11 protein-coding genes are annotated in these 12,861 nt (G+C 67.1%); 7 read left to right on the top strand and 4 right to left on the bottom strand.

Going from position 1 to position 12,861, the window contains the following annotated elements:
• The first annotated feature begins 56 nt into the window (after positions 1 to 56).
• The gene (gene epmA, locus NFH97_RS03610) at positions 57 to 1,028 is read left to right on the top strand and encodes an EF-P lysine aminoacylase EpmA (RefSeq protein WP_349624437.1); all 972 of its coding nucleotides are present in this window, start codon (positions 57 to 59) and stop codon (positions 1,026 to 1,028) included.
• Positions 1,029 to 1,162: 134 nt separating this feature from the next.
• On the opposite strand, the gene asd is transcribed toward epmA, so the two are convergent.
• The 3 genes from asd to rsgA all read right to left on the bottom strand — a co-directional run bounded on the left by asd (position 1,163) and on the right by rsgA (position 4,163).
• Positions 1,163 to 2,062 (bottom strand): archaetidylserine decarboxylase, encoded by a 900-nt coding sequence (gene asd, locus NFH97_RS03605; protein ID WP_349624436.1) that lies wholly within the window; start codon positions 2,060 to 2,062, stop codon positions 1,163 to 1,165.
• Between the two features lie 148 nt (positions 2,063 to 2,210).
• The gene (locus NFH97_RS03600; RefSeq protein ID WP_045993089.1) at positions 2,211 to 3,041 is read right to left on the bottom strand and encodes a sulfurtransferase; all 831 of its coding nucleotides are present in this window, start codon (positions 3,039 to 3,041) and stop codon (positions 2,211 to 2,213) included.
• Between the two features lie 90 nt (positions 3,042 to 3,131).
• Positions 3,132 to 4,163: a small ribosomal subunit biogenesis GTPase RsgA gene (gene rsgA, locus NFH97_RS03595; protein ID WP_213227717.1), complete on the bottom strand. Its 1,032-nt coding sequence runs from the start codon at positions 4,161 to 4,163 to the stop codon at positions 3,132 to 3,134.
• Between the two features lie 92 nt (positions 4,164 to 4,255).
• Between rsgA and orn the strand changes: the two genes are divergently transcribed.
• Entirely contained in the window at positions 4,256 to 4,867 is a 612-nt protein-coding gene (gene orn / locus NFH97_RS03590; RefSeq protein WP_348827681.1) for an oligoribonuclease, read from the top strand.
• Positions 4,868 to 4,932: 65 nt separating this feature from the next.
• Here orn and queG read toward each other — a convergent pair whose 3' ends face one another.
• Positions 4,933 to 6,033 (bottom strand): tRNA epoxyqueuosine(34) reductase QueG, encoded by a 1,101-nt coding sequence (gene queG / locus NFH97_RS03585; RefSeq protein ID WP_045993091.1) that lies wholly within the window; start codon positions 6,031 to 6,033, stop codon positions 4,933 to 4,935.
• 130 nt (positions 6,034 to 6,163) lie between these two features.
• On the opposite strand from queG, the gene NFH97_RS03580 reads away from it, so the two are divergent.
• Genes NFH97_RS03580 through miaA form a run of 5 tightly spaced genes read left to right on the top strand, consistent with a single transcriptional unit; the run spans position 6,164 to position 12,734 of the window.
• Positions 6,164 to 7,714 (top strand): NAD(P)H-hydrate dehydratase, encoded by a 1,551-nt coding sequence (locus NFH97_RS03580; RefSeq protein WP_306168859.1) that lies wholly within the window; start codon positions 6,164 to 6,166, stop codon positions 7,712 to 7,714.
• Entirely contained in the window at positions 7,695 to 8,201 is a 507-nt protein-coding gene (gene tsaE, locus NFH97_RS03575; RefSeq protein WP_348827683.1) for a tRNA (adenosine(37)-N6)-threonylcarbamoyltransferase complex ATPase subunit type 1 TsaE, read from the top strand. Before NFH97_RS03580 ends, tsaE begins: the two co-directional genes overlap by 20 nt.
• Positions 8,202 to 8,221: 20 nt before the next feature.
• Positions 8,222 to 9,658, top strand: coding sequence for an N-acetylmuramoyl-L-alanine amidase (locus NFH97_RS03570; protein WP_108131638.1), 1,437 nt, complete (start codon positions 8,222 to 8,224; stop codon positions 9,656 to 9,658).
• A complete protein-coding gene (gene mutL, locus NFH97_RS03565; protein ID WP_349624435.1) occupies positions 9,655 to 11,757 on the top strand; it encodes a DNA mismatch repair endonuclease MutL in 2,103 nt (700 codons plus the stop codon). Before NFH97_RS03570 ends, mutL begins: the two co-directional genes overlap by 4 nt.
• Positions 11,757 to 12,734, top strand: a complete 978-nt coding sequence (gene miaA / locus NFH97_RS03560) for a tRNA (adenosine(37)-N6)-dimethylallyltransferase MiaA (protein ID WP_045993120.1) — start codon at positions 11,757 to 11,759, stop codon at positions 12,732 to 12,734. The genes mutL and miaA overlap by 1 nt, the downstream gene beginning before the upstream one ends.
• Positions 12,735 to 12,861: the final 127 nt, after the last annotated feature.

The following is a 12,861-nucleotide window of genomic DNA, read 5'->3' as shown; positions in this document are numbered from 1 at the left end:
AAAGGCCACGCGATCGCGTGGCCTTTGTCGTTTGGGCAAGTGGTAAGGAACGAACGATGACAGACTGGCAACCCACGGCCTCGCTGGACACCCTGCGCCGCCGCGCCGTGCTGATGCAGCGGGTGCGCGGTTACTTTGTCGAGCGCGGCGTGCTCGAGGTGGAGACCCCCTGTCTCGGTCACGGCGGCAGCACCGACGTGCACCTGGCGTCGCTGTCTTGCCAAGCCGTCACCCCGGCGGGCAGCGAGACCCTGTGGTTGCAGACGTCGCCGGAATTTCACATGAAGCGCCTGCTGGCGGCCGGCAGTGGGCCGATCTTCCAGATCGCCCGCAGCTTTCGCGACGGCGAGGTGGGTCGTCGTCACAATATCGAGTTCAGCATGCTGGAGTGGTATCGCCCGGGCTGGAGTCTCGACGCGCTGATCGAGGAAACCCAGGCGCTGATCCGCGAGGTGCTGCCGTTTAATCCCGGCCCGACGCGAAAGTGTCGCTATCGCGAGCTGTTTGGCGAGGTGCTGGGTATCGATCCTTTTGAGGTGGAAATCGCATCACTTCGCCATATTGCCGGTGAACGCGGCGGCCTCGACATGGCCGAGGCGCCGCGGGATGAGTGTCTCGACCTGCTGATGAGCCTCGTCATCGAGCCCGAGCTAGGCCGCGACGGCATCGACGTGGTGCTGGATTACCCGGCCAGCCAGGCGGCGTTGGCCAGGCGTCACCAGGACCCCCGCGACGGCGCCTGGGTGGCCTCGCGCTTCGAGGTCTATCTAAACGGGCTCGAGCTTGCCAACGGCTACGACGAGCTGACTGATGTGGACGAACAGTGCGCACGCTTCGCCGGTGACAATCGTGCCAGGCGTGAGGCCGGCCTTGCCGAGGTCGACGTCGACGAGCGCCTGCTGGCGGCTCTGGACGCCGGTATGCCCGAGGGCAGCGGGGTCGCCCTGGGACTCGACCGGCTGATCCAGCTGGCGCTGTGCAAGTCGCGTCTTGAAGAGGTGATCGCCTTTCCCACACCGCGCTGTTGAGGGGGCTGGGCACCTCGTGGGGTGGTGATCCAGACAGCGTCCGGATCATGCAATCATCCGGGACCTGACAGCTGCGCCAAGAAGGGCGGCCATAGCCGCTCCTGTCAAAGGTGCTACCAATACGCCTTGGCGCTTCAGTCAGCGCTGGCGGTCGCTTCGCCGTCTGCCGTCGCCGGCGCTGCGCTAGTTCTCGGCTCGCCGCCCAGGCGTTGGCCCATGCTCACCGCGACGGGGCTGCCGGCCTTGCCGCTCAAGGCATCGAAGTCGACCTTTTCGGCGAAGGCCATGACCACGGTGGAGCCGAGCTTGAAGCGGCCCATCTCTGCGCCCTTGGCGAGGTGAATCGGGCGATCGAAGCGGACACGCTCGACCCGACCGGACTGCGGTGTCACCTGGCCGGCCCACACCGTTTCAATGGCGGCGACGATCATCGCGCCCACCAGCACCAGCACCATGGGGCCGTGTTCGGTCTCGAAGTGGCACACCAGCCGCTCGTTGCGGGCGAACAGGCCCGGGACGTGGCGGGTGGTGGCGTCGTTGACCGAGAACAGGCGCCCGGGCACGTAGACCATCTCGGTCAGGGTGCCGGCAAGCGGCATATGCACCCGGTGGTAGTCCTTGGGCGACAGGTAGACGGTGGCGAAGCTGCCGCTCTGGTAGCGGGTGGCCGCCCTGGGGTCGCCGCCGAGCAGCTCGGTCATGCTGAAGCGATGGCCCTTGGCCTGGACCAGCCGGCCATGGTCGATGGCGCCCCATTGGGACAGGGTGCCGTCGGCGGGGCACAACAGGCCGTCTTCCAGCGGACGGGCGCCGGCCGCCAGCGCCCGAGTGAAGAAGGCGTTGAAGCTCGGGTAGACCCTGGGGTCCGATTCCACCGCCTGGCTCATATCGACCTTGAAGCGCTTGATGAAGGCGCGGATCAACAGGTTCTTGAGCCAGCCGATACGGCAGTCGGCAAGCAGGCCGACCAGGCGCGACAGCAGGTGGTGGGGGATGGGGTACTGGATCAGGGAAAACAGCTTGGCGAGGGTCACGAAGGGACGATCTCCGGGTGGTCAATGACGCGCACGCGGCCTCACGGCCGCGCCGCTGGTGCAATCAAGTGCCCTAGGCTCAGTCCGAAAAGTCGACGAGCGCAGATACTTTTCAGACAAGCCCTAGATGGGCAGAGGGACAAGGGGGTCAGTGTTCGATGGGGGTATCGTCGCGATTGCCCCACTCCTTCCACGAGCCCGGGTAGGCACGCATGCGTTCGAACCCCAGTGCCTTGCCTACCAGCCAGGTGAAGCCGCTGCGATGATGGGTCTGGCAGTGAGTGACCACTTCCATATCCGGGGTGATACCCATGGCACCCAGCTCGGTGATCAGCTCGGCGTAGTCACGCAGGCGAAGTGAGCGTTCACGGTCCATGGCGTCGGTCCACTCCATGTTGACCGCTCCGGGCAGGTGGCCGAGGTGCCGGTTCTGGCCCTTGTTGCCATCGAACTCGTCGACGGAGCGGGCATCCCAGATGGCGAAGTTGTCGCTGCCCAGGCGCTCTTCAAGCTCGAGTCGGTCGATCGCGACCTCGGGATTGAGGACCTCGGCCTGGTAGTCCGAGGGCTTCGGCGCATGGTCTTCGGTGGACTGGGGCAGCCCCTCGTCACGCCAGGCGTGAATGCCGCCATTCAGGTAGGAATAGCGCTTGTGGCCAATCAACTCCAGCGTCCACAGCAGGCGCCCGGCCCAGCCGCCGCCCTCATCATCGTAGGCGACCACGTGGGTGTCCCGGGTCAGGCCCAGCGACGAGAACAGCTGTGACAGGGCCTCTTCATCGGGGACGTCGTTGGGGACGTCGCCGGAACCTTTCAGCAGACGACGATGGTCGAGAAAGATCGCGCCGGGCACATGGCCCTCGGCGTAGCTTTCCGCCTTCAGCGGCACGTCGATCACCAGGATGTCCTCGTGATCCAGCACGCCGGCGAGTTCCTCGGGCTCGGCGATCAAGGGCAACAGATTGTCTTCTGAGCTCATGGTTCTCTCCTGGCGGATCCACACGGATGAAAGGGGCGGGCGCTGTGTCTGGCGCCTGGCACTTCGCGAGGGGACGCTACTGGCGTTTCCCTATTGGCTATCCAGACTATCGACGATACGACGATAACTGGCAAAGCGTTCCGGGTGAATCGCCCCCTCGTCGATGGCGTCGAGAATGGCGCAGCCCGGCTCCTGCCGGTGGCGGCAGTCGCGGAAGCGACACAGGCCGAGGTAAGGGGCGAATTCGATAAAGCCCTCGGTGACCTCGCGCTCTGTCAGGTGAGTGAGGCCAAACTCGCGGATGCCGGGGGAGTCGATCAGCTCGCCCGAGGCCAGACTCTCGTCCGGTGCGGGCAGGTGGTAGAGCTGGGCGGTGGTGGTGGTGTGGCGACCCTTGCGCGAGTCCTCCGACAGCGCGCCGATGCGCAACTGTTCGTCGGGCAGCAGGCGGTCGATCAGTGAGGACTTGCCGACCCCGGACTGGCCGACGAACACCGAGGTGCGGTCGGCGAGCTGGGCGTAGAGGGCGTCGAGTCCGCCGTCGACCTCGGTGGAGGTGGCCACCACCTGGTAGCCGATGCCGCGGTAGCGATCGAGCAGCCCGCGCAGTTCGCCGCCCTCGTCGGGCAGCAGGTCGGTCTTGTTGAGTACCAGCACCGGGGTGATGCCGGTGGCCTCGGCCGCCACCAGGTAGCGATCGATCAGGCCGGCGTGGGGCTCGGGTTCCACCGCGAAGACGATCAGTATCTGGTCGATATTGGCCGCCACGGGCTTGAGTAGCCCGCGCATATCCGGGCGTTCGAGCACATTGTCGCGCTCGCCTCGGGCCACCACCACGCCGCTGCCGTCCTCGCCGGCCCGCCAGATGACGCGGTCTCCGGTGACCAGGCCCTCGAGGTTGGCGCGCAGATGGCAGCGGGTGGGCGTCTCGCCGGCACGGCTGGCGACGTCCAGGGTCCGTCCGAAGTGAGCGATCACTCGGCCGTCTCGCTCGGCGCCGTATTCGCCGGCGGCAAGCTTTTCGTCGTCCTGGCCGGCCTTTCTGGCGGCGCGCTCGGCGCGTTCGGCCTGGATCTTCTCGATGCGCCAGCGCTGCTGGCGGCTCAACTTGCGTTTGCTCATGAGCACCCGATGGTCGGTACAATGGTCGGCATTGTACCTACACGCACGGCCCCTGTCCCGACAAGGGCCACCGCCTGATCAAGGAAGCGACGATGTCCGATGCCAGCGCCAGCCCCGACGATACCCTCAACCCGCGTCCTGACGATGCCAAGACCGGCCCGCGAAACGACGCCCTGATCTGGATCGACCTGGAGATGACCGGGCTCGACCCGGAGCGTGAACGCATCATCGAGGTGGCCACCCTGGTCACCGACGGCGAGCTCAATGTCATCGCCGAGGGGCCGGTGATCGCGGTTCACCAGAGCGACGCATTGTTGTCCGGCATGGATGAGTGGAATACCCGTACCCACGGCAATTCCGGGCTGGTCGAGCGGGTGCGCAAGAGCCAGATCGATACCCGCGAGGCCGAGCGCAGGACGCTCGAGTTTCTCTCAGCCCATGTGGCCCGGGGAACCTCGCCGATGTGCGGCAACTCGATCCACCAGGACCGGCGCTTTCTGGAGCGCGAGATGCCCGAGCTGTGGGCGTTTTTCCACTACCGCAATCTCGACGTCTCGACCTTGAAGGAGCTGGCCAAGCGCTGGAATCCCCAGGCGCTGGAGGGCTTTTCCAAGCGCAACGTGCACCTGGCCATGGACGACATCAAGGAATCCATCGCCGAACTCGCGCACTATCGCAAGACGTTCCTCAAGGCTGGGGAATAGTCAGCAGTTGACGCCAGGTTCGAGGCGAGGGGCGCGTTCAGCTTGAGGCGCTCGGCTCGACACGCTCAAGCAGAGGTGATCAGCTCGGCGCGCCGCTGGCGCTGGCGGGCGAGCGCCCAGCGTACGTGCTCGCGCACCAGCTCGGAGGGATAGGCCAGGCGGGTGAGCAGGGCGCGTTCGATGGCGGCGCTCCAGGGGGCGTTACCGAGCCCCACCGCCAGGTTGCGCAGCCAGCGTTCGTAGCCGATACGCCGAATCGGGCTGCCGGCGGTGCGCTCGAGAAACTCCTCCTCGCTCCAGCCGAACAGGGTCAGCAGCTCTACCCGGTCGAGATCGTGGCGCGGCGCGAAGTCAGGTTCGCTGCTTGCCCGTGTGAAGCGGGTGAAGGGGCACACCAACTGGCAATCGTCGCAGCCGAACACCCGATTGCCCATGGCCTCGCGATAGCGCTCGGGAATGGCGCCGAACAGCTCGATGGTCAGGTAGGAAATGCAGGCGCGGGCGTCGACCACCTTGTCCTCGACGATGGCGCCGGTGGGGCAGGCGGTGCGGCAGGCGCTGCAGCTGCCACAGTGTTCCTGCTCGAATGGCTCGTCCACCGGCAGCGGCAGGTCGGTGTAAAGCTCACCGAGAAAGAACATCGAGCCGGCTCTGGGGTTGAGCAGCATGGCGTTCTTGCCGAACCAGCCGATACCGGCCTTGCGCGCCAGGCCGCGCTCCATCACCGGGGCCGAGTCGACGAAGGCGCGGTAGCCGAAGTCCCCGACTTCCGCCTCGATGGTCTTTGCCAGGCGCTGTAGCCGCTTGCGCATCAGCTTGTGGTAGTCACGCCCGGTGGCATAGCGTGACACATAGGCGCGGCTGGGCTGTCCCAGCACCTTGGTGGTCTCCACCTCCGGCGGCAGATAGTCCAGGCGCACACTGATGACCCTGATGGTGCCGGGTTCGAGCTCGGCCGGACGGGTGCGTTTGGTGCCGTGCTTGGCCATGAAGCCCATCTCGCCGTGGAAACCTGCCTCCAGCCAGCGCTCGAGATGGGCCTCATCGTCGCTCAAGTCGACGTCAGTGATGCCGACCTGCTGGAAGCCGAGCTCCCGCCCCCAGGTGCGGATGCGCGCCGCCAGGTCGTTGAAGTCGACGTCGGTGGACGGGGACGATGCAGACATAAATGAGGACATACCCGGCAAATGGCAAGACAGCCCGGCTCTGCGCTTGGCGCGAGAGGAGAAGGGCTTAGACTTCATAGGGAAGGAAGTGACCGCCATGGTAGACCATCACGATCGAAGGGAGAACCGCATGGACATCTTGGACGGCGGCGTGATTGAGCCAGGACAGACTCCGTTGTACACCGCCGAGCAGGTGCGCGAGCTGGACCGACGGGCGATCGCCGGCGAGAGCGACGGCTTCGCCCTGATGCACCGGGCCTCCGGCGTCGCCTGGCGCTGGCTGAAGGCGCGCTGGCCGGCGACCAAGTCGCTGACGGTGTTCTGCGGTGGCGGCAACAACGGCGGCGACGGCCATGTGCTGGCAGCGCTGGCCGCGACCGAAGGGCGCCAGGTGCAGCGCATTTCCCTGACCCCGCGTGAACGCTTGAAGGGTGACGCCTTGCGCGCGGCCGAGATGGCCGATGACGCCGGGGTCGGCTTTATCGAATGGCGAGAAGGATTGCGCGTGGAGGGAGACGTGGTGGTCGATGCCATGCTCGGCACCGGCTTTGCCGGCGACCTGCGTCCGACCTACGCCGCGGCCATCGCCGCCATCAATGAAAGCCGGTGTCCGGTGCTGGCAGTGGATATTCCCTCGGGCATCACCGCCGACGGCGGCGCCGAGCCCAGCATGGCGGTCAGGGCGGTGATGACGGTGACCTTCATCGCCGACAAGCTGGGACTGCACACCGGGCGTGGCGCCGCCCTGGCCGGCGAGGTGGTGGTGGAATCACTGGGGGTGGACGCCCTGGCCCATGACGATATCACGCCCACCGCCTGGCGCCTGCAGTCGAGCCTGGTGAACCTGGCGTTGCCTCCGCGTGAGCGCGACATGCACAAGGGCGCCGCCGGATTCGCCGGCATCTTCGGTGGCGCACCCGGGTTCGGCGGGGCGGCGCTGCTGGCGGCAGAGGCCTGCGCCAGGGTGGGCGCTGGCCGAGTGCTGCTGGCCACCGCGCCGGAACACGTCGGCGCCAGTCTGGTGCGCTGCCCCGAGGTCATGGCGCGTGGGGTGACCCATGCCAGCGAACTCGATGAGCTGCTCGATCGCCTTAGTGTGCTCGCCGTGGGGCCAGGGCTTGGCCAGGGGAGCTGGGGCCAGTCGGTATTGCAGACCGCGCTGAAGCGCTCGATTCCGCTGGTGCTGGACGCCGATGCCCTCAACCTGCTGGTCAGCCGTTTTGCCGATCAGCGACGTGACGACTGGATCCTGACCCCCCACCCGGGAGAAGCGGCACGCCTGCTCGAGACCAGCGTGGCCGAGGTCGAGGCGGACCGCCCCGGTGCCGCGCGCGCCCTGCAGCAACGCTGGGGCGGGGTGATCGTGCTCAAGGGGGCCGGAACGTTGATCGCGGGTCCCGAGGGCCTGGCGCTGTGTCCTTTCGGCAACCCGGGCATGGCCAGCGGCGGCATGGGCGATACCCTGACCGGTGTGCTGGCGGGCCTGATGGCCCAGGGCCAGGCCCCGGGCTGGTCACTGGAACGCACCGCGCGGCTGGGCGTGCTGGTACACGCCCTGGCCGGTGACATGGCGGCGAGAGAGGGCGGTGAGCGTGGTCTGTTGGCCAGCGATCTGGCATCCTGTGCACGAAAATTGGTCAATCCGACGATGGGCGAGGAAGATGCAGCTGCGACTCGATGATGAAGACCGCCAGGTCGCACTGGGGGAGTGCCTGGGACGGGCCTTGCAAGGACGAGGACGCGTCCACCTGTCGGGAGAGCTGGGGGCCGGCAAGACCACCCTGGCTCGCGGTGTGTTGCGCGCCTACGGCCATCAAGGTGCGGTGAAGAGTCCTACCTATACCCTGGTGGAGCCCTACGAGCTTTCGCTGGACGGGGAGCCGGTCACGCTGCACCACTTCGACCTCTACCGCCTGGGCGATCCCGAGGAGCTCGAGTTCATCGGTGGGCGCGATCTGCTCGCCGAGGGGCATCTGTGCCTGGTGGAGTGGGCCGAGCGCGGCGAGGGCTGGCTGACGCCGCCGGATCTCGAGGTGGCGCTAAGCCACGCCGAGACAGAAGGGCGCGAGGCGCGCATCAGCGCCGCCACGACCCTGGGCGAAGCGCTGCTGACGCGCCTGAAAGACGAAGTCTCCCGCGATCAACGACTGGCGGGAGGCAAGGCATGAGGCGTCGCCTTCCGGCCCGTATGGGTGCTGGTCTATTGACGTTGGTGGCCACACTGGGCCTTACGCTTTCGAGCCTTGCCCAGGCCGCCAGCGTCGACAACATGCGCCTGTGGGCCGCGCCGGATCACTCGCGGCTGGTGTTCGACCTGTCGGCGCCGGCCACCGCCAACGTGTTCGAGCTCGACAACCCGCGCCGGTTGGTCATCGATCTCAGTGGCACCAGCCTGGCCGCCGATCCTGCCAGCATGGACCTGTCCAACAGCGCCATCAGCTCGGTGCGCACAGGCGTGCGCGATGGCGGCGATCTGCGCGTGGTGCTCGAGCTCAGCCGCGCCATCGAGCCGCGTCACTTCTCGTTGGCGCCCAACAACCAGTACGGCGATCGTCTGGTGGTGGATCTGGAGTACCCCGGCGAGAGCGCGGTGGAAGACCCCATCGATCCCATCGAGTCGATGATCCGTGAGCAGGAGATCGCCGCCGAGCGGGCCAAGACCGTGGCGGTGGCCGAGGGCCGTGACCCGGTGGAGGCAGCACCGGTGATCGACACCGCTCAGCCCCATCCCAAGCGCGACATCATCATCGCCGTGGATGCCGGGCACGGTGGCGAGGACCCCGGCGCGCTGGGCCCGAGCGGGACCCGCGAGAAGGACGTGGTGCTGCAGATGGCCGATCGCCTGGCGCGCATGATCAACGACTCCCCCGGCTTCAAGGCGGTGCTGATCCGCGACGGCGACTACTACGTCGGGCTGCGTCAGCGCACCCTGATCGCCCGCGAGCAGAAGGCCGACTTCTTCGTCTCCATTCACGCCGACGCCTTCAATAGTCCGCGTCCCCACGGCAGCTCGGTGTTCGCGCTGTCCCAGAGCGGAGCGACCTCGGAGACCGCCAAGTGGCTGGCGGCCAGCGAGAACCGCTCGGATCTGATCGGCGGGGTCGATGGCAACCTGTCGCTGGATGACAAGGACCAGGTGCTCAGGGGCGTGCTGCTGGACCTGACCATGACCGCGACCCTCAATGACTCCCTGACCATCGGCGACGAGGTGCTCAGTCGCATCGGGCGCATCAATGATCTGCATAAACCCAGGGTCGAGCAGGCCGGCTTCGTGGTGTTGAAGTCTCCGGACATTCCTTCCCTGCTGGTGGAGACGGGCTTTATCTCCAACCCCGAGGAAGAGCGACGACTCAAGGACGGCGGCTACCAGCAGCGGATGATGAGCGCCGTGTTCGGCGGCATCCGCTCGCACTTCGAGCGCAACCCGCCACCGGCAAGCCTGCTGGCCTGGCAGCGCGATCAGGGGCGGTCCACCGCTACCAACGAGTATCGCATCCAGCCAGGCGACACCCTGTCCGCCATCGCCTCGCGTCACGGCGTGGCGCTCAGCGCGCTCAAGCAGGTCAACGAGCTGTCGGGGGACGTCATTCGCGTCGGCCAGGTGTTGAGGATTCCCAGTTCATGAGTGATATCCCGTGTGAGAGCGAGCCTGGCGTCCAGGTGTCACAGCGCCGCTCGATCAAGATTCTCGACCCCCGGCTGGCCAACCAGATCGCCGCCGGCGAGGTGGTGGAGCGCCCGGCCTCGGTGGTCAAGGAGCTGATCGAGAACGCCATCGACGCCGGCAGCACCCGCATCGAGGTGGACATCGAGTCCGGCGGTGCCCGGTTGATCCGGATCCGTGACGATGGCTCCGGCATTGGCGAGGAGGACCTGCCGCTGGCGCTGTCACGACACGCCACCAGCAAGATCCTGTCGCTGGAGGAGCTCGAGGGCGTCGCCAGCCTCGGCTTTCGCGGCGAGGCGCTGGCCTCGATCAGCTCGGTGTCGCGACTGGAACTGACCTCCAACGTCGAGCAGGACCCTCAGGGCGGCTGGCGGGTGGTGGCCGAAGGGCGGCGCATGGAGCCCCGCGTCACGCCGGCACCCCATCCTCGTGGCACCTCGGTGGCGGTGCGTGATCTGTTTTTCAACACTCCGGCCCGGCGCAAGTTCCTGCGTACCGAAAAGACCGAGTTCAACCATGTCGAGGAGGCCTTTCGGCGCCAGGCGCTGTCGCGCTTCGACATCGGCTGGACCCTTCGCCACAACCAGAAGACCATTCACCAGTTGCCGGTGGCACGGGATGACCACGCGGTGGAGCGACGTCTCGCCTCGCTGCTGGGCAAGAACTTCCTGGACAATGCCCTGACCCTGGACATCGCCACCGGCAGCCTGCGCCTGTGGGGCTGGGTGGGACTACCGACCCACTCCCGCGCCCAGGCCGACCAGCAGTACTTCTTCGTCAATGGCAGGGTGGTGCGCGACCGGCTGGTGGCCCACGCCATCCGCCAGGCCTACCGCGATGTGCTGTTCAATGGTCGCCACCCGGTATTCGTGCTCTATCTGGACGTGGACCCCACGGTGGTGGACGTCAATGTTCACCCGACCAAGCACGAGGTGCGCTTTCGCGACGGGCGCATGGTCCACGACTTCCTGTTCTCGAGCCTGCACCGGGCGCTGGGCGAGGCCCGCGCAGGGCATCAGGATGGTCAGTCTTCGCAGCAGCAGGCGAGCATCCAGAGTGATGGCCTCGACGTCGACCCCGAGACCGGCGAGATCCGCGAACCGCCCCCCCAGGGCGGGAATCCCGGCCAACACCCGTCCCGGCAACAGCCTTCCTGGCAGCAGCAGCCGATGGCGCTGCACCCGCGCCGCGACGAGGGCGAGGGCGGTGTCACCCCGGACCGGGTGCGCGCCTTCATGGACGGCTACCGCAAGCTGCACCCGGACCACGAAGACAGCCTGCTGACGCCGCAGCCAGGAGGCCCTGGCGCCGGCGGTCTGGCCGCCGGCACGGCCCAGGCCGAGCGCCATAGCCCCACGCCGAGAACCTGGCCCGGCGCCGCTGGCGCGGCTAGTGAGTCCCCTGCCGGGGTCGGCGGCGCATCGCTCACCTCGTCGACGCCTGAGGTGATGCCGGAAGACGACGCCACCCAGGCGCCGCCACTGGGCTACGCCATCGCCCAGTTGCACGGCATCTACATTCTGGCCCAGAGCGCCCAGGGGCTGGTGCTGGTGGACATGCACGCGGCCCACGAACGGATCGTCTACGAGCGCATGAAGACCCAGGTCCACGGTGGCGCGCTGGACGCCCAGCCGCTGCTGGTACCGGTGTCGCTGGCGGTCAGCGCCGCCGAGGTCGAGACCGCCGAGCGCGAGCGCGAAGCCTTCACCCGGCTTGGTGTCGAACTCGATGCCGCCGGTCCAGAGACCCTGCTGGTGCGCCAGGTGCCGGCGCTGCTGGCCGATGCCGATGTGGAACCGCTGGTGCGCGAGATGCTCTCGGACCTGGAGCGCTACGGCCGCTCCGATCGCATCGAGGCCCACATCAACGAGTTGCTGTCGACCATGGCCTGCCACGGCAGCGTACGCGCCAATCGCCAGTTGACCATTGCCGAGATGAACGCGTTGCTGCGCGACATGGAGCGCACCGAGCGCAGCGGCCAGTGCAACCATGGCCGCCCCACCTGGACCCAGATGAGCCTCAAGGATCTGGACCGGCTGTTTCTGCGAGGGCAATGATGGCGCCGACAGACGCTCCGGCCGCGGCCACGCCGCCTGCGCAGGACGACCGACCGCTGGCGCTGCTGCTGATGGGCCCCACGGCGGCGGGCAAGACCGATCTTGCCATCGAGATCCGCGAGCGCCTGGGTGGCGAGATCATCAGCGTCGATTCGGCGATGATCTATCGCGGCATGGACATCGGCTCGGCCAAGCCCTCGGCCGAGGAACTCGCCCGGGCGCCCCATCGACTGATCGATATCCGTGATCCGGCCCAGGCCTACTCGGCGGCAGAGTTTCGCGACGATGCCCTGGCCGAGATGCACGATATCGCCGCCAGTGGTCGGCTGCCGCTGCTGGTCGGTGGCACCATGATGTACTACAAGCGCCTGGTCGAGGGGGTCGCCAACCTGCCCTCGGCGGACAGCGCCGTGCGTGAACGCCTGTCCCGCCAGGCCGAGCAGGACGGCCTCGAGGCGTTGCATCGGCGCCTGGGCGAGGTCGATCCCGAGTCGGCCGCGCGCATTCACCCCAATGATCCTCAGCGCCTGATGCGGGCGCTGGAAGTGTTCGAGCTGTCCGGGCGGCCGATGAGCGAGCTGTGGAATGAGCAGCGTCGTGAAACCTTTCCCTTTCGTCTGCTGTCCATAGGGCTCGCTCCCGCCGAGCGCTCCGTGCTGCACGAGAGAATCGCCAGGCGCTTCACCGCCATGCTGGACGGCGGATTTCTCGATGAAGTGGCGGCGCTCAAGGCGCGTGGCGATTTGACGCTGTCGCTGCCATCGATGAAGAGCGTGGGCTATCGTCAGGCATGGCAGTACCTGGATGGCGAGTTTGATCGTGAGACGTTCATTCATCGTGGCGTGGTGGCGACGCGTCAGTTGGCCAAGCGGCAGCTGACCTGGATGCGTAGCTGGCCTGCGCTGACCTGGGTGGACCCGTTGGCGGCCGACCCCGCCGAGCGCCTCGTGAAACTCGTGCGCGAAGCGGGGACTTAGCGTAAGATAACGAGTTCGTGCGACCACTTGCAGGGTCCCGCCGAACAACCGAATACCTGTCGCCCGCCGTCTTGAAGACCTCGGCGGGCGGCACCATAACCTAAAACCCTAAGACACTTCAGGGAGA

The sequence above is a fragment of the Halomonas sp. SCS19 genome (assembly GCF_040147015.1).
GTDB classification, from domain to species: Bacteria; Pseudomonadota; Gammaproteobacteria; order Pseudomonadales; family Halomonadaceae; genus Halomonas; species Halomonas litopenaei.
The sequence above is the reverse complement of the archived record's forward strand: the minus strand, read 5'-3'. Positions and strand labels throughout refer to the sequence as shown.

Excerpts from the sequence above, each read along its gene's own strand:
- orn (WP_348827681.1), top strand. The coding sequence starts at position 4,256 with ATGTCCGATGCCAGCGCCAGCCCCGACGATACCCTCAACCCGCGTCCT.
- rsgA (WP_213227717.1), bottom strand. The coding sequence starts at position 4,163 with ATGAGCAAACGCAAGTTGAGCCGCCAGCAGCGCTGGCGCATCGAGAAG.
- epmA (WP_349624437.1), top strand. The coding sequence starts at position 57 with ATGACAGACTGGCAACCCACGGCCTCGCTGGACACCCTGCGCCGCCGC.
- queG (WP_045993091.1), bottom strand. The coding sequence starts at position 6,033 with ATGTCTGCATCGTCCCCGTCCACCGACGTCGACTTCAACGACCTGGCG.
- NFH97_RS03600 (WP_045993089.1), bottom strand. The coding sequence starts at position 3,041 with ATGAGCTCAGAAGACAATCTGTTGCCCTTGATCGCCGAGCCCGAGGAA.
- tsaE (WP_348827683.1), top strand. The coding sequence starts at position 7,695 with ATGCAGCTGCGACTCGATGATGAAGACCGCCAGGTCGCACTGGGGGAG.
- mutL (WP_349624435.1), top strand. The coding sequence starts at position 9,655 with ATGAGTGATATCCCGTGTGAGAGCGAGCCTGGCGTCCAGGTGTCACAG.
- miaA (WP_045993120.1), top strand. The coding sequence starts at position 11,757 with ATGGCGCCGACAGACGCTCCGGCCGCGGCCACGCCGCCTGCGCAGGAC.
- NFH97_RS03580 (WP_306168859.1), top strand. The coding sequence starts at position 6,164 with ATGGACATCTTGGACGGCGGCGTGATTGAGCCAGGACAGACTCCGTTG.
- NFH97_RS03570 (WP_108131638.1), top strand. The coding sequence starts at position 8,222 with ATGGGTGCTGGTCTATTGACGTTGGTGGCCACACTGGGCCTTACGCTT.